The following is a 13755-nucleotide window of genomic DNA, read 5'->3' on the forward strand; positions in this document are numbered from 1 at the left end:
GGCATGAGCCCTCATTGGGAAATGACTGAGCACGTGCCGCATTTCATGCCGATTGCCGGACGCGGCCGGCGCCGCTTACTGCGGCAACAAGGACATCGGCGACACGGTCGATGTCCGCTTCGCTCATATCATGATAACTCGGCAGATTGATCGCGCGTTCCGGAATGCTCCAGGCGTTGACATTTTCCAGTCGGTCTTCGAACATCGAAAGGCTGGAAAGCGGATGGAAGAAGACACGCGCGTCGATGTCGGCTGCGTTGAACGCAGCCTGAAGCATCTCGCGCGAGACGCCGGTTGCGGGATGAAATACGGTAGTCGGCATCCAGGCTCCATTCAGTGTACCCGTGTATTCTGGATTCATGCTGATGCCGTTCAACGCAGAAAGCCGGACCATATAGGAGGCGAGGATTTCGCGCTTTCGGGCGACAAGCTCTTCGATACGCTCCAGCTGGGCGCAGCCGATCGCGGCCTGGATGTTCGACATCTTGTACTTGAAGCCAATGTCATCGGGCCAGAATTGCTTGGTCTGTCCGCGTGCGCGTCCATGATTGCTGAGCGTCAGCACCCTTTCGTAAAGTGCCGGGTCGCTGGTGACGAACATGCCGCCTTCGCCTGTCGTCAGCGTCTTGGTGCCATGGAAGGAAAATGTCCCGAATGCGCCGATCGATCCGGCATGGCGACCGTGCCAGACTGAGCCGATCGCCTCGGCTGCGTCTTCGATAACGGGAATTCCGGTTCGCTGGCTGATGTCCATCAGCGCGTCCATATCGCAGAGATTGCCGTAGATATGGGTTGCGATGATTGCTTTCGTGCGCGGAGTTATGGCGCGTTCGACTCCAAGCGGATCGATGCACCAGGTATCGGGTAACACGTCGACCAGAACCGGCGTGGCGCCGAGATGGACGATCGGCGCGACGGTGGCCACCCAGTTCGTATCGGCAAGAATGACCTCATCGCCGGCCTCGACGCCGAGGGCGGCAAGGCCCATATGCATGGCGCCGGTGCAGCTGGATGTAGCGATTGCATGTGTGCTGCCGAGATAGGCGACGAAATCGCGCTCGAAGCGGATGATATAATCATAGCAACGCGCACCCCAGCCATTGGCGGCGGCATCCGCCGCATACTGCGTCTCAAGCTCGGTAATCGAGGGCTTTGTGTAGAAGATTCTGTTGCTCATGCCTGATTCTCTGAATATGCGCCCAAAACTCGCAACTGAGGCAGATTGTATCTGGATTAGCCGACGAAACTGGCGCGAGGCTTGGGCGCGCCGGTCGCTCCGGTCAGATCATCACGTGCGCGGTGAGGTCCTGTTCAGTGAAAATGAGATTTGGTTTGTAGCCGAGCCCTACAAAGTGCTGATAGCGCGCCGCATTCGAAAGGAAGATGACCGTCCTTTTGAGTTGGCCGGGATCGTGAACCTTCGGTTCCGAGACGACCCTTATCTCGGCAGCAAGCCCGAGTTCGTAAAGCATATCCTCCAAGGCCTTCTTGTCGGCCACGCCGCATAGCATCAGATGCGTGATCCCAGCCGTTGCGGTGGCATGGTAGGCAAGCGTCTGCAGTGCCACCATCAACGGCAGCCGATCCTTCAGGCCCACGACTTCCGGATGATTCGGCATGCCGCCGATCGACATACGGGTGTAGAGCTCATAGACCTTGATAAAATCTTTGCGCTGCGCCCAGAAGCGGATCGCCACCGACATGCGGTTTAACGTGAAGGCCTTGCAGAGCTCTTCGAACACGAGACGGGACTCACCTGTAAGGGCTAGGCTGCCCCGTTTGGAGGCGATATGCAGGAAGTATTCCAGCCCGCCGCGATACTTGTCCCAGGAGGTCATGACGTCGTCGTTGCCGGCCTGCTGCCGGTTCGGAGCGATCTTTGACACCGCAACGGATCGGTAGAACGGCTTCGGGAGGAAGACGACCGAACCCTGATCGAGGAAATGCGCGAGATAGGAGAATGCCCAGAAGCAGAATTCGCGGGGAACCCAGGAAGAGCGCAACGCCGAAGCCCGGTAGAGACCGATTTCGGGAAAGATGTGGCGCTCGCACACGAACTGGAAGACTTCAACAAAGCTGCGCTGGGCGAACTTTACTTCCTTTTCGATCGTGTAGAACTGGGACAGGTCCCTGTCGTTGACTTCGTCATAAAAATGCCAGGGCGCCTGGCAGACCGAGACGTCGGGATTGACGTCCATATAGCTGACGGCTTCTGTCAGACCGTCGGGCGCGAGAAAGTCGTCATCTGCATGATAGATGGCATATTCGCCGACGGCCTGGTGGAAGGCGCAGATCGTATTGGCGAGCGATCCGCCATTTGTGTCCCGCCGGTGGTAGCTGATCGGGACGCCCTTGGCGATGTATTCCTCCACGACCTGCGTCGTGTTGTCGGTCGAGGCGTTGTCGGAGATCACGACCTCATAGGGGAAATCGAATTTATAATGTGTCAGGAAGCGGTCGAGCGCGCTGCGCAGATAGGCTTCGCGATTGTACGTCGGAATGCAGACGCTGAGTTTGATGCCACTCAAAGGCGTGTCTCCTGGCTGTAGCTCTCAAGCGCGGCGTCGCGCTCGCTGATGACGCTCGGCGTGAACGGCCAGGCGATGGAAAAGGCAGGATCGTCCCAGCGGACGCCACGGGCAAGTTCCGGTACGTAGGATTCCGACATCTGGTAAAAGAGCTCGCAGTTGTCCTCGAGCGTCAGGAAGCCGTGCGCGCATCCGGCAGGTATATAGAAGGCGTTGTGACTGATCGCATCGAGCTCGACAGAGGCCCATTTGAGATAGCTTGACGAATCCGGCCTCAGATCGACCGCCACGTCGAATACCCTGCCGCGCGTGGCACGCACCAGCTTGATCTCCGGTCGCGGCTCGGCCTGGTAATGCATGCCGCGCAGCGTCCCGCGCCTGTGGTTCTGCGAGACGTTGCACTGCGGATAGACCGGCACGAGACCTTGCGCCGCAAAGGTCTGCGCGTCGAAGGTTCGTGCGAACATTCCCCGGTCGTCGGAGCGCGCGTCGACTTCCACGACAAAGGCGCCCGAAACCGCGGTCGGAAGAAACTTCATCCAAGCACCGTCAGTTCCGGCACGGCAACGGCGAAGCGTCCGCCCCAGGCGCCGATCCTGCTGTTGGCCGCAACGACCTCATTCTTGATGTTCCAGGGCAGGATGAGCACGTAGTCCGGCTGCGTCTCGTCCATCTTCTCCGGTGCGTAGATCGGCAGTTTGCTCCCCGGCAGGTAATGCCCCTGCTTGTGCGGATTGCGGTCGACGACGTATTCGATGAGATCGGTGCCGACGCCGCAGAAATTCAGCAGCGTGTTGCCCTTGGCGGCAGCGCCATAGGCGGCGACCTTCTTGCCGCTACGTTTGGCTTGTTCGAGGAAGGCGAGCAGGCCATCCTTGATCGGCGCCACGCGGCTCTGAAAGGCCTCGTAGGTCTCGACCTTATCGAAGCCGGCGGCTGCCTCCTCAGTGCGCACCTTGGCAAGACCGTGGCCGATTGCGTGAGCCATGGACGTTGCATGGCAGGCAAGCACGCGGAGACTCCCGCCATGGGTCGGCAGTTCTTCCACGTCAAACACCTTGAGGCCGTGCGCCGCGAACACTTTTTCGACGGCGAGCAGCGACAGATAGTAGAAATGCTCGTGGTAGACAGTGTCGAACTGGATGTTTTCCATCAGCCGCAGCAAATGCGGGAATTCGACGCTGACGACACCGTCAGGCTTCAGCACGGCCGAAAGCCCGCCGACGAAGTCGTTGATGTCAGGCACGTGCGCCAGCACATTGTTGCCGATGACAATGTCGGCGGCAAACCCGCGGGAGACGAGATCGGCAGCTGCTTCCTTGCCGAAGAAACGCGCTTCCGTGGGAACGCCGATCTGCCGTGCCACTTCCGCGACGTTCTCGGCCGGCTCGATGCCGAGCACCGGCACGCCGGCTTCGACGAAATGCTTCAGCAGATAACCGTCATTGCTCGCCACTTCGATGACCTGCGATGCCTCGCTGAGGCCGAAGCGCTCGCGCGCCATGATCGTAAACTGGCGGGCATGCTCCACCCAGCCGTCGCTGTAGGAGGAGAAATAGGCATAGTGGCCGAAGATATCCTCCGGCGGAACAAAGGCATCGGCCTGTACCAGCCAGCATTCCGAGCAGACGAAGGCGCGCAGCGGATAGGAGGGCTCGGGCAGTTTGAGCTGCTCCTCCGTCAGATAGGCATTGGCGAGCGGCGTCGAGCCCAGATCCACGAAACGATGCTTCAGCGGAGTGTTGCAGAACCGGCAATTATGCGCTGTCATGATGCTGTTTCCTCATAGGCCGCGATCTGCCCGAGCGAGAAGGCGCGCATGTCGGCTCCCTCGCGGTTGGCCTTGTACCAGGCGGATGTCCAGTCGATTGTCTGCTTCAGGCCGAGGCGCGGACGCCAGCCGATGGCGGAGAGCGCCAGTGCCGAACTCAAGGTAAGGGCAGGCGCTTCCGGAAGATGTTTTCCCGGCGCGGGCTTCCAGACGTCGTTCACGCCATGAGCAAGGCCGAGCGCCTCGGCAAGTTTGGAGACTGTCGCGAAGCTCTGCGGGTCTGGGCCGAAATTGAGTGCTTCGGGTAGCTCCTGCTCGCCGGCAAGTGTCAAGGCCTCGGCGAAGGCGAGATAGCCGCCGAGCGGCTCCAGCACATGCTGCCAGGGGCGGATCGCTTCGGGATAGCGCAGCAGGATCGGCTGGCCGCTTTCGAAGGCGCGGATGAAGTCCGGGATCAGCCGGTCCTTCGACCAGTCGCCGCCGCCAATGACATTGCCGGCACGTACCGTCGCAAGCCTGATATCGCGCCCCTTGAAGAAGCTGTCGCGGTAGCTCTGGACGACGAGTTCGGTGCAGGCCTTGGAGTTGGAGTAGGGGTCCTTGCCGCCCAGCATATCCGTCTCGACGAAGGGAACGCCGCTGCCGTTGTTGGCATAGACCTTGTCGGAGGTGACGACGAGAGCCGTCTTGACCGAGGGCGTTTCCCGCACCGCGTCAAGCACGTTAGCCGTTCCCATCACATTGGTCGCGAAGGTTTCGGTCGGGTTTTCATAGGAGCGCCGCACCAGCGCCTGCGCTGCCATGTGGATGACGATCTCAGGCTCGAAATCGATGAAATGCTGCTTGAACGTCGCCGCGTCGCGGATGTCGGCAATGTGATGGCCCTGTCCGTGCCAGGGCGCAAGCCGCCCATAGAGCGAGGGATTGGTCTCGGGTTCGAGCGAGACCGCCGTCACTTCCGCACCGAGCTTTTCCAGCCACAGCGACAGCCAGGATCCCTTGAATCCAGTGTGTCCCGTCAGGAACACGCGCCTGCCATTCCAGAAGTCCGTCAGGCCCATAGCTTCCACGGTGCCTTTCCGGAGCTCCAGAGTTCCTCGAGTTGGTGACGCTCACGAAGCGTGTCCATCGGCTGCCAGAAACCATCATGCTTGAAAGCGGCGAGCTGCTGGTTCGTCGCCAGCCATTCCAGCGGGCCCGCCTCCCAGATCGTCTCGTCTCCGCCAATGAGGTCAATGACCGAGGGGTCAAGAACGAAGAAGCCGCCATTGATGCGCTGACCATCACCCTTCGGTTTCTCGATGAAGGCGGTCACCACATTGTTTTCGATATTGGTAGCGCCGAATCGGCCGGGAGGCGTCACCGCGCACATCGTTGCCTTGAGGCCATGGCTGCGATGGAACGCGACCTCGGCGGCGATATCGACGTCGCCGACGCCGTCGCCATAGGTCAAGCAGAAGGGCTCGCCGGGAGTGAGATGGTCGCGAACGCGCCCGAGGCGGCCGCCAGTCATCGAATACATCCCGGTATCGACCACGGTCACGCGCCAGTTCGGTCGTGTGCCGCCGTGATAATTGATGCTGTTGGAGGCGAGGTCGACGGTGATGTCGTTGTGGTGCAGAACAAGGTTTACGAAATATTCCTTGATCATATAGCCCTTGTAGCCGGCGCAGATGATAAAATCATTGAGCCCGTGATGAGCATAGATGCTCATGATGTGCCAGAGGATCGGCATGCCGCCGATTTCGACCAGAGGCTTGGGTCGGATACTGGTTTCCTCGGCAAGACGAGAGCCGAGGCCACCGGCGAGAATTACGACTTTCATCCCAAGCGAACTCCAGAGTGTCTAGTCAGGTTTCCCGACCACCCTCAGAGCCACCCCGGGCTCTTTACAGGCGGAACGGCCGTATGTTCATCCTTGCCCCGGTATCCGATTTCGTTCTTGTGCGAGGCTTGCGGTGGTATCGGAACGGGCAGCCGCGCGTTTCGCAGGCCGTGCGTTGAGCAATGGAACAGGCTCGCCGTTCGGGACATCCCGTTTGGCCGAAGGCACGTCCCTGCAGCTTTACGAGGAGCGCCAAGCGGGCGCAATTGATCCGACCAGACGCGGTCGATCCTGATAGGAAAACGTCGGATACTGCCGGCCGATTACCCCCGGTAAAGGCCCGGCGCTTCGGCCCGAAGAAAAAAATCCCACTTCGGAATCCCGAAATTCCCCCGCTTCGGGATCCCGAAATTCGCCGCCTTTCGCGGGCTGTCGCCGCCGAGAAACATCCAATGATTTCAGGCCCCCAACCAATTTCGGGATTCCGAAGTGCTATATAGATTATGGTGGGAGTTCTCTACGCGCCGCCATACCTTGGCGTCTCTAGACTGAGCTGGAGTGAAGCATCGTCTGCCTCGGCGACCTTAGGCTTACGTTTTGTTGCCGCACGGCGTGGTCGCTTGGTGGTCTTCGGCAGAGTGTCGGAGCCGAGCTCGTCTGCCTCGGAGCTGGGCAGCAGCGGGTAGGCAGCAGGCACCGCGCCGGCGGAAGCTACCTCAATGACCGGTTTGGTGCGCGGCATTTCAACGGCCGTTTCGGCGGCTGACACCTCGCGCGCCTTTGGTGGCTGGGGGTTGCCGGCTGCGGACGTGGCGTATCGGATCATCGCAAGACTCCATTATGTTCGCTATATGTTCACATTTTGGAGTGAGGGAGTCAATGGAGGCCAGCAATCTCCAGCGGTGGAAATAAGCGTCCAGAAATGAGGATTCGGATAGTTCTTGGGAGCTATCGAGTGAACAAGCACTCAAGTGCATCGTGGCTGGCCTTTGCTACAAGGCACCAATGTACAACTTGGTTGGAAAGGCTTAACTCCTTGATCTTGGTAGCGATCAAGAATGGAATGGTGCCCAGAAGAGGACTCGAACCTCCACACCCTTTCGGGTACCAGCACCTGAAGCTGGCGCGTCTACCAATTCCGCCATCTGGGCGACGGAGAGCGATGTAAGGGGGTGGCTCCTGACTGTCAACTGGGTTTTTGAAGTTTTTCTGACAGTTGGCGAGAAAGCAGCCGATCACATGGGCGGGAGTGGCCCGAGGCGGGCATAGCGCTTCGGTGGTCACGCCCTATATAAAGGAAATATCGAAAGGAATGCCTCATGCCCGCTGCTCGAACGCTTCTGCTCGCCGGCCTTCTCGCCGTTCTCACGCCCGCCATCGCCGGTGCTGATTCGCTAAAGCTCGGCAAGCCGGGGGTTGGGCCGCTGAACACGGGCTCGACGCTCTGCGACTTTCGCGGCTGCTTCGGTTTCGGGCCGCAGCAATGGCATCGCCCCGCCTATGTCCAGCCGAACTACCGTCCGCGCGGCGCGACCGGGCCGACTTATTACCAGCCGGGGGCTGCCGGCCGACCGCAGCTGACCTATGATCCGCCGCCGGTGCAAAGGGTGCAGCCGAAGGCGCGCGATATGAACAGCCATGCCGCCTGGTGCAGCAACGAGTACCGTTCCTACAATCCGAGGACGGATCGTTTCCTCACCTATGAGGGCATCTACAAGACCTGCCGCTCGCCCTACCGCTGAGCTGTCAGCTTTCGAGCGCGGCGCGGTCGACATGGCCGAGATCGCGGCCGGGCTCGACGATGTCGCGGACCCGCTGTTTCAGCTCCTTCGGCCCGGGAAAGCCGCCGTCGCGCTTGCGCTCCCAGATCAGGTCGCCATTGACGCGGATCTCGAAATTGCCGCCGGTGGCAGGGATCAGCGCCACTTCACCGAGGCTGTCGGAAAAGGTGTGCAGCAGCTCCTGCGCCATCCAGCTGGCGCGCAGCAGCCAGTTGCATTGGGTGCAGTAGAGGATCGTGACGCGGGCTTTCTCGGTCATGGCAATGTCCTTTCGTTTGCTGAGATTTAAGCCCTGTGGCGTGCGGGCGCAATCGCCCTCGCATAAGCGTCTTGCACGCCGCGCTGCGCCATGGTCTTTTCCCGTGGTCGTCATATCAGGAAGAGCCTATGCGCGTCGCAGTCATCGAAAACATGCGGAATACCGGCCTCGGCGCGCTTGCCGCAGCGCTCGACGAGGCGGGAGCGGAGATCGAGTGGTTTCGGGTATGGCAGGACGGCATCCTGCCGTTAGACATATCGGGCCATGACGCGCTGGTCGTTCTTGGCGGCGAGCAGAGCGCGCTGGATGATGAATCCCACCCCTATCTGCCGGAACTCGTCCGGCTCACGCGCCGCTTCGGCGATGCCGGCAAGGCGGTGCTCGGCATCTGCCTCGGCAGCCAGATCCTCGCCCGCGCTTACGGCGCCGACAATCACTTAGGAATTGCCCGCGAATTCGGCTGGCACGGGATCGGCGTCACCGCCGATGGCCGGACCGATCCGCTGTTGTCGGCGCTTGGCGGCGAATTCACCATCTTCGAATGGCATGCCGATACGTTTTCGCTGCCTGAGGGCGCGGTGCGCCTCGCCTCGAGCCCCGTCGCTGAGAACCAGGCCTTCCGCATCGGCCGCGCCGTCTATGGCACCCAGTTCCATTTCGAGGCCAATTCAACGGTCGTCGCGCAATGGAAGGCCGAATTTCCCGATACGATCGCGCGCATCGCGCCGGGCTGGCTGGAGAACCATGCCGAGCTGGCCGCAAGGCACGCCGGTGCCGCCGATGCCGCAGGCCTTGCCATCGCGCGCGCCTGGGTCAGCCTGATCGAGAGGCAAGAGGTCGCGATGTTGTCGCGGGCCTCGGCGTGAGGGCTGAGGCGATGCCGGCAAGCGAACGCGAGAAAATGGCGGCAGGCGAATGGTACTGCTGCCTCGATGACGAACTCGATCTCTTGCGCCGGCAGGCGCGCTTAGCCGTCCACGCGCATAACACGCTGCCGCCGGACGAGCGTGGCGCCGTCGCGCCGGCCCTGAGGGCGCTGTTTGCGCAGGCAGCATTCGATGTCTTCATCGAGGCGCCGTTTCACTGTTCCTACGGTATCAATATCGTTCTCGGCGAACGCGTCTATCTCAATGCCGGCTGCACCATCCTCGATTCCGGCCGCGTGAGCATCGGCGACCGCAGCATGTTCGGCCCCGGGGTGCAGATCTATTGCGCCGAGCATCACAAGGATCCGGCACGTCGCAGCACCGGCATGGAGATCGCCCGGCCGGTCAGCATCGGCAGCGATGTCTGGATCGGCGGCAGCGCCATCATCCTCGGCGGCGTCACCATCGGCGACGGTGCGATCGTCGGCGCCGGCGCGGTGGTGACCAGGGATGTGCCGGCCGGCGCAACCGTGGTCGGCAATCCGGCCCGCATCCGCTAACGGCGGCAAAGCCGCCATTCCGCAATGATCTTGCCATCTCGACAGCAGCGATCATTCCGCTAGATGAGAGGGCAAAACGGGAGGGAATCATGAGCGAACTGAATTTACCGATGGAAGGCGGTTGCCGTTGCGGCCGGGTGCGATTGAAGATCAGCGCCCCGCCGCTGCTCACCATGGCCTGCCATTGCACGGGCTGCCAGAAGATGACATCAAGCGCCTATTCGCTGAGTGCGGCGATCCCCAGCGAAGGCTTCGAGGTGACACAAGGCGAGCCTGTCATCGGCGGGCTGCATGGCGTCACGAAGCATTATTTCTGCCCGCATTGCATGAGCTGGATGTTCACCCGGCCGGAAGGTATGGACTGGTTCGTCAATCTGCGCGCGACTATGCTCGACGACCCCAGCTGGTTTACGCCCTTCATCGAGACCTGGACGAGCGAGAAGCTGTCCTTTGCGGAGACCGGCGCGGTATACAGCTACACGGCGCTGCCGGAGATGGAGGCCTATGAGGGGCTGGTGAAGGAGTATATGGCGCGGAGTTGATCTCAGAAGCCCTGGAAGAGAAAGTCGACGGCAGCGATAATGCGATCGCTGTCGGCGGTAAGATCTGCCACCACGCCTCCAATCTCCTTTACGGAAATTGCGCCGGTGAATTGGGTAGCCATCACATAGGGCAGGTCATTAATCACGAATTGTGGATTGAGCTGACGCATGATTTTGGGAAGTGCTTCTAATGGAAGCATCGGCGCCATGGTCCGCGTTGTCAGCTCACCAAGCAAGTCGGACTGCAGATCAAGGGCGAGCGCGTCGGTATGCATGAGATTGTAAACATGAAACCGAGCCATCAGAACTGTCGATATTTCTGAAACGGCAGACCGTGCTTTTCGACATAGGCATTGGAAGCGGCAATAGCCTCAGCGTTCTCGATGCGCCAAAGCCGCTCTCGCTCCACCTTTATGGCCTTTGCGATGCCGTCCTCCGCCGCCCGGGATATATTGATCTGGAGCTCGCGCGCCTGGGAGACGAGGCCTTCGTCAAGAGATAGGTTTGCTGCTTTTCTCGTCTGCTGAGCCATAACGATCTCCATGCTCTTATGCACACATCGTATGCGCATAAGATGCCGTTGAGAAGCGGTATTCGTCGCCCATCTTGGACACTGCGATGATGGCCACCTGCGGGATCTCCATCTTGCCGAACTGGCGCAGGTGCTTCTTGCCGGCCCTCTACCTGTGCAGCAGCTTGCGCTTCCGTGAACGTTGAAACGCTCTAAAACTGACGGTATTTGGCGAAGGGCAAGCCGTGCTTTTCAACATATTCGTTTCCCAGACGGATAGCCTCGGCGTTCTCGCTACGCCAAAGCCGCTCGCGCTCCGCCTTTATGGCCTTTGCAATACCGTCCTCCGCCGCCCGGGATATGTTGATCTGGAGCTCGCGCGCCTGGGAGACGAGACCTTCGTCAAGAGACAGGTTCGCTGCTGTTCTCGTCTGCTGAGCCATAACAATCTCCTCAATCTTATGCGCAGATGATATGCGCATAAGATGACGTTGAGAAGCGTTATTCGTCGCCCATCTTCAGCGCTGCGATGAAGGCTTCCTGGGGAATCTCCACCTTGCCGAACTGGCGCATGCGCTTCTTGCCGGCCTTCTGCTTGTCGAGCAGCTTGCGCTTGCGGGTGGCATCGCCGCCGTAGCATTTCGCGGTCACGTCCTTGCGCAGCGCCGAGATCGTCTCGCGGGCAATGACGTTGCCGCCGATCGCCGCCTGGATCGGGATCTTGAACATGTGCTTCGGGATCAGCTCCTTGAGCTTCTCGCACATGTCGCGGCCACGCTTTTCGGCCGCCGTCCGGTGCACCATCATCGACAGCGCGTCGACCGGTTCGCCATTGACGAGGATCGACATCTTCACGAGGTTGCCCTCGCGGTGGTCGGTCAGCGTATAGTCGAAGGAGGCATAACCCTTCGAGATCGACTTCAGCCGGTCGTAGAAATCGAAGACGACTTCGTTGAGCGGCAGGTCGTAGGTCAGCATTGCGCGCGTGCCGACATAGGTGAGCTCGATCTGGATGCCGCGCCGGTCCTGGCAGAGCTTCAGGATGCCGCCGAGATAGTCGTCGGGCGTCAGGATCGTCGCGCGGATCCACGGCTCGTGGATTTCCGAGATCTTGACGACATCGGGCATGTCGGCCGGGTTGTGCAGCTCGCGCTCCGTGCCGTCGGTCATGTACATTTTGTAGACGACGGAAGGTGCGGTGGCGATGAGGTCGAGGTCGAACTCGCGCTCCAGCCGTTCCTGGATGATTTCGAGATGCAGCAGGCCGAGGAAGCCGCAGCGGAAGCCGAAGCCGAGGGCCGCCGACGATTCCATTTCGAAGGAGAAGGAGGCGTCGTTGAGGCGAAGCTTGCCCATGGCGGCGCGCAGATCCTCGAAATCGGCGGCATCGACCGGGAAGAGGCCGCAGAACACAACCGGCTGGGCCGGCTTGAAGCCCGGCAGCGCTTGCGCTGTCGGCCGCTTATCCTCGGTGATCGTGTCGCCGACGCGGGTATCGGCCACTTCCTTGATCGAAGCAGTGATGAAGCCGATCTCGCCGGGGCCGAGGCGGTCGATATTGACCATCTTCGGCGTCAGCACGCCGACGCGCTCCACCTGGTATTTCGCATCGGTGCCCATCATCCGCACCGTCTGGCCCTTGGTCAGCACGCCGTCGATGACGCGGACGAGAACCATGACTCCGAGATAGGCGTCGTACCAGCTGTCAACGAGCAGCGCCTTCAGTGGCGCCTTCTCGCCGCCGGGGCTCTTCGGCGCCGGCAGCTTGTGGACGATCGCTTCCAGCACGTCGGGAATGCCGAGGCCGGTCTTTGCCGAGATCAGCACCGCCTCCGAAGCGTCGATGCCGATCACTTCCTCGATCTGTTCCTTGATGCGGTCGGGTTCGGCGGCCGGCAGGTCGATCTTGTTGAGGACGGTGACGATCTCGTGATTGTTGTCGATCGCCTGGTAGACGTTGGCGAGCGTCTGCGCTTCGACGCCCTGGCTGGCATCGACGACGAGCAGCGAGCCCTCGCAGGCCGATAGCGACCGCGAGACTTCATAGGCGAAGTCGACGTGGCCGGGCGTGTCGATCAGGTTGAGAATGTATTTCTCGCCGTTATCAGCCTGGTAATGCAGGCGCACGGTCTGGGCCTTGATGGTGATGCCGCGCTCGCGCTCGATATCCATATTGTCGAGCACCTGCTCGGACATTTCGCGCTCGGCAAGGCCGCCCGTCGTTTGGATCAGGCGGTCGGCCAGTGTCGATTTGCCGTGGTCGATATGGGCCACGATCGAAAAGTTGCGGATATGGGACAGCGGAGTGGTGGAATTGGTGCTCATGCGCGCCATATAGCAGCGCCGCCCCCTGCCGCAAAGCGGTAATTATCCCGCTGTTTACGCTATTTCGTCCTGTGTCGGACGCGTATCAGACCGGCCACGTCTCCTGCCGCCAGGCCGAATCCCAGAACATCCATTCATATTGCGAGGCGCGTACGAAGACATCGGTCATTTGCGCGCGCTCAACCGGCGACGCGGCGCGGGCGGCGATGTCGGTCAACGCGATCACTTCGCGGGCACCGGCAGCAAATTGCGGATCGCCATAGGTGTTGATCCAGGCCTGGAAGGCATTGCCTTCGATAACAGACCGGTTCTTGATCGCTTCGCCGACATGCCAGTAGATCCAGAAGCAGGGAAGGATCGAGGACAGCGCCACCGCGTAGGAGCTGTGATAGGCGGTGGCAAGCAGGAAGTTCGTATAGGCAAAGCCGGCAGGCGAGGGCTCAGCTGATGTGACATCGGCGGAGGTGATGCCGAACTGGGTGAGGAAGCCGGCATGCAGCCCCTGCTCGACGGTGATTGCCTTCTGCGCCGAACCGAGGAAGCGCAGGACCTGCGCATTGTCGGGCGCCTTGGCCGCGACGATCGCAAGGCATCGCGCATAATGCTTCAGATAGAGCGCATCCTGCAAGATGTAATGCCGGAAGACCTCCGGCGGCAGCGTGCCGTCCGAAAGCCGCTGCAGCAGCGGCAACGCCTCGATTTCAGCCATGATCGGCGCGATCCTGTCCCAGGCGGCAGCCGTGAAGCTTCCCGTCGTGTCCGTGCTCTGTGTGCTGGCGTCCATCAC

At 60.8% G+C, this 13755-nt stretch carries 18 protein-coding genes and 1 tRNA gene; 5 read left to right on the forward strand and 14 right to left on the reverse strand.

The features are described from left to right. Positions 1–43: 43 nt before the first annotated feature. The 7 genes from RWJ89_RS13705 to RWJ89_RS13735 all read right to left on the reverse strand — a co-directional run bounded on the left by RWJ89_RS13705 (position 44) and on the right by RWJ89_RS13735 (position 6893). Positions 44–1177 (reverse strand): DegT/DnrJ/EryC1/StrS family aminotransferase, encoded by a 1134-nt coding sequence (locus RWJ89_RS13705; RefSeq protein ID WP_131666830.1) that lies wholly within the window; start codon positions 1175–1177, stop codon positions 44–46. A 103-nt stretch (positions 1178–1280) separates the two neighbouring features. Continuing rightward, a complete protein-coding gene (locus tag RWJ89_RS13710) occupies positions 1281–2528 on the reverse strand; it encodes a glycosyltransferase family 2 protein (protein WP_020052445.1) in 1248 nt (415 codons plus the stop codon). Beyond that, entirely contained in the window at positions 2525–3067 is a 543-nt protein-coding gene (gene rfbC, locus RWJ89_RS13715) for a dTDP-4-dehydrorhamnose 3,5-epimerase (protein ID WP_168283175.1), read from the reverse strand. The genes RWJ89_RS13710 and rfbC overlap by 4 nt, the downstream gene beginning before the upstream one ends. Continuing rightward, positions 3064–4299, reverse strand: a complete 1236-nt coding sequence (locus RWJ89_RS13720) for a class I SAM-dependent methyltransferase (protein WP_168283174.1) — start codon at positions 4297–4299, stop codon at positions 3064–3066. Before RWJ89_RS13720 ends, rfbC begins: the two co-directional genes overlap by 4 nt. Next, positions 4296–5360 (reverse strand): CDP-glucose 4,6-dehydratase, encoded by a 1065-nt coding sequence (gene rfbG, locus RWJ89_RS13725; protein ID WP_131666835.1) that lies wholly within the window; start codon positions 5358–5360, stop codon positions 4296–4298. Before rfbG ends, RWJ89_RS13720 begins: the two co-directional genes overlap by 4 nt. Next, positions 5351–6124: a glucose-1-phosphate cytidylyltransferase gene (rfbF, locus tag RWJ89_RS13730; protein ID WP_020052449.1), complete on the reverse strand. Its 774-nt coding sequence runs from the start codon at positions 6122–6124 to the stop codon at positions 5351–5353. The genes rfbG and rfbF overlap by 10 nt, the downstream gene beginning before the upstream one ends. A 517-nt stretch (positions 6125–6641) precedes the next feature. Next, positions 6642–6893 carry a poly(hydroxyalkanoate) granule-associated protein gene (locus tag RWJ89_RS13735; protein WP_316031063.1) on the reverse strand — a complete coding sequence of 84 codons (252 nt, stop codon included), beginning with the start codon at positions 6891–6893 and terminating at the stop codon, positions 6642–6644. On the opposite strand from RWJ89_RS13735, the gene RWJ89_RS13740 reads away from it, so the two are divergent. After that, positions 6844–7050 carry a hypothetical protein gene (locus RWJ89_RS13740; protein WP_206105953.1) on the forward strand — a complete coding sequence of 69 codons (207 nt, stop codon included), beginning with the start codon at positions 6844–6846 and terminating at the stop codon, positions 7048–7050. The two genes, RWJ89_RS13735 and RWJ89_RS13740, sit on opposite strands and share 50 nt — an antisense overlap. A 138-nt stretch (positions 7051–7188) precedes the next feature. On the opposite strand, the gene RWJ89_RS13745 is transcribed toward RWJ89_RS13740, so the two are convergent. Beyond that, positions 7189–7275 (reverse strand) — tRNA-Leu (locus RWJ89_RS13745). Between the two features lie 168 nt (positions 7276–7443). On the opposite strand from RWJ89_RS13745, the gene RWJ89_RS13750 reads away from it, so the two are divergent. After that, complete coding sequence (locus tag RWJ89_RS13750) at positions 7444–7866, forward strand: BA14K family protein (RefSeq protein WP_131666817.1); 423 nt, start codon at positions 7444–7446, stop codon at positions 7864–7866. 4 nt (positions 7867–7870) lie between these two features. On the opposite strand, the gene RWJ89_RS13755 is transcribed toward RWJ89_RS13750, so the two are convergent. Then, a complete protein-coding gene (locus RWJ89_RS13755; protein WP_131666816.1) occupies positions 7871–8164 on the reverse strand; it encodes a SelT/SelW/SelH family protein in 294 nt (97 codons plus the stop codon). Positions 8165–8292: 128 nt separating this feature from the next. On the opposite strand from RWJ89_RS13755, the gene RWJ89_RS13760 reads away from it, so the two are divergent. The 3 genes from RWJ89_RS13760 (at position 8293) to RWJ89_RS13770 (ending at position 10132) form a co-directional block, all read left to right on the forward strand. Beyond that, complete coding sequence (locus RWJ89_RS13760; RefSeq protein WP_131666815.1) at positions 8293–9030, forward strand: type 1 glutamine amidotransferase; 738 nt, start codon at positions 8293–8295, stop codon at positions 9028–9030. A gap of 11 nt (positions 9031–9041) precedes the next feature. Further along, a complete protein-coding gene (locus tag RWJ89_RS13765; RefSeq protein WP_131666814.1) occupies positions 9042–9590 on the forward strand; it encodes a sugar O-acetyltransferase in 549 nt (182 codons plus the stop codon). A gap of 89 nt (positions 9591–9679) precedes the next feature. Further along, complete coding sequence (locus RWJ89_RS13770) at positions 9680–10132, forward strand: GFA family protein (protein WP_131666813.1); 453 nt, start codon at positions 9680–9682, stop codon at positions 10130–10132. Positions 10133–10134: 2 nt separating this feature from the next. Here the strand turns inward: RWJ89_RS13770 and RWJ89_RS13775 are convergent, their stop codons facing one another. From RWJ89_RS13775 to tenA, 5 genes are all read right to left on the reverse strand, one after another. Next, on the reverse strand, positions 10135–10434 hold the full coding sequence (locus RWJ89_RS13775) for a CcdB family protein (protein ID WP_112905724.1): 300 nt from the start codon (positions 10432–10434) through the stop codon (positions 10135–10137). After that, positions 10434–10664 carry a type II toxin-antitoxin system CcdA family antitoxin gene (locus RWJ89_RS13780; protein WP_131666812.1) on the reverse strand — a complete coding sequence of 77 codons (231 nt, stop codon included), beginning with the start codon at positions 10662–10664 and terminating at the stop codon, positions 10434–10436. Before RWJ89_RS13780 ends, RWJ89_RS13775 begins: the two co-directional genes overlap by 1 nt. A gap of 191 nt (positions 10665–10855) precedes the next feature. Further along, positions 10856–11086: a type II toxin-antitoxin system CcdA family antitoxin gene (locus RWJ89_RS13785; protein ID WP_131666811.1), complete on the reverse strand. Its 231-nt coding sequence runs from the start codon at positions 11084–11086 to the stop codon at positions 10856–10858. A gap of 58 nt (positions 11087–11144) precedes the next feature. Further along, positions 11145–12977: a translation elongation factor 4 gene (gene lepA, locus RWJ89_RS13790; RefSeq protein WP_168306280.1), complete on the reverse strand. Its 1833-nt coding sequence runs from the start codon at positions 12975–12977 to the stop codon at positions 11145–11147. Between the two features lie 76 nt (positions 12978–13053). Then, positions 13054–13752: a thiaminase II gene (tenA, locus tag RWJ89_RS13795; protein WP_168328993.1), complete on the reverse strand. Its 699-nt coding sequence runs from the start codon at positions 13750–13752 to the stop codon at positions 13054–13056. Between the last annotated feature and the right edge of the window lie 3 nt (positions 13753–13755).

The sequence above is a fragment of the Rhizobium sp. 10PS4 genome, assembly GCF_032464805.1.
GTDB lineage: Bacteria > Pseudomonadota > Alphaproteobacteria > Rhizobiales > Rhizobiaceae > Rhizobium > Rhizobium laguerreae.

Coding starts and splice junctions, on each gene's coding strand:
- lepA (WP_168306280.1), bottom strand. CDS start 12,977: ATGGCGCGCATGAGCACCAATTCCACCACTCCGCTGTCCCATATCCGC.
- RWJ89_RS13775 (WP_112905724.1), bottom strand. CDS start 10,434: ATGGCTCGGTTTCATGTTTACAATCTCATGCATACCGACGCGCTCGCC.
- rfbF (WP_020052449.1), bottom strand. CDS start 6,124: ATGAAAGTCGTAATTCTCGCCGGTGGCCTCGGCTCTCGTCTTGCCGAG.
- RWJ89_RS13755 (WP_131666816.1), bottom strand. CDS start 8,164: ATGACCGAGAAAGCCCGCGTCACGATCCTCTACTGCACCCAATGCAAC.
- rfbG (WP_131666835.1), bottom strand. CDS start 5,360: ATGGGCCTGACGGACTTCTGGAATGGCAGGCGCGTGTTCCTGACGGGA.
- RWJ89_RS13770 (WP_131666813.1), top strand. CDS start 9,680: ATGAGCGAACTGAATTTACCGATGGAAGGCGGTTGCCGTTGCGGCCGG.
- tenA (WP_168328993.1), bottom strand. CDS start 13,752: ATGGACGCCAGCACACAGAGCACGGACACGACGGGAAGCTTCACGGCT.
- RWJ89_RS13765 (WP_131666814.1), top strand. CDS start 9,042: ATGCCGGCAAGCGAACGCGAGAAAATGGCGGCAGGCGAATGGTACTGC.
- rfbC (WP_168283175.1), bottom strand. CDS start 3,067: ATGAAGTTTCTTCCGACCGCGGTTTCGGGCGCCTTTGTCGTGGAAGTC.
- RWJ89_RS13720 (WP_168283174.1), bottom strand. CDS start 4,299: ATGACAGCGCATAATTGCCGGTTCTGCAACACTCCGCTGAAGCATCGT.
- RWJ89_RS13780 (WP_131666812.1), bottom strand. CDS start 10,664: ATGGCTCAGCAGACGAGAAAAGCAGCAAACCTATCTCTTGACGAAGGC.
- RWJ89_RS13750 (WP_131666817.1), top strand. CDS start 7,444: ATGCCCGCTGCTCGAACGCTTCTGCTCGCCGGCCTTCTCGCCGTTCTC.
- RWJ89_RS13760 (WP_131666815.1), top strand. CDS start 8,293: ATGCGCGTCGCAGTCATCGAAAACATGCGGAATACCGGCCTCGGCGCG.
- RWJ89_RS13740 (WP_206105953.1), top strand. CDS start 6,844: ATGACCGGTTTGGTGCGCGGCATTTCAACGGCCGTTTCGGCGGCTGAC.
- RWJ89_RS13785 (WP_131666811.1), bottom strand. CDS start 11,086: ATGGCTCAGCAGACGAGAACAGCAGCGAACCTGTCTCTTGACGAAGGT.
- RWJ89_RS13705 (WP_131666830.1), bottom strand. CDS start 1,177: ATGAGCAACAGAATCTTCTACACAAAGCCCTCGATTACCGAGCTTGAG.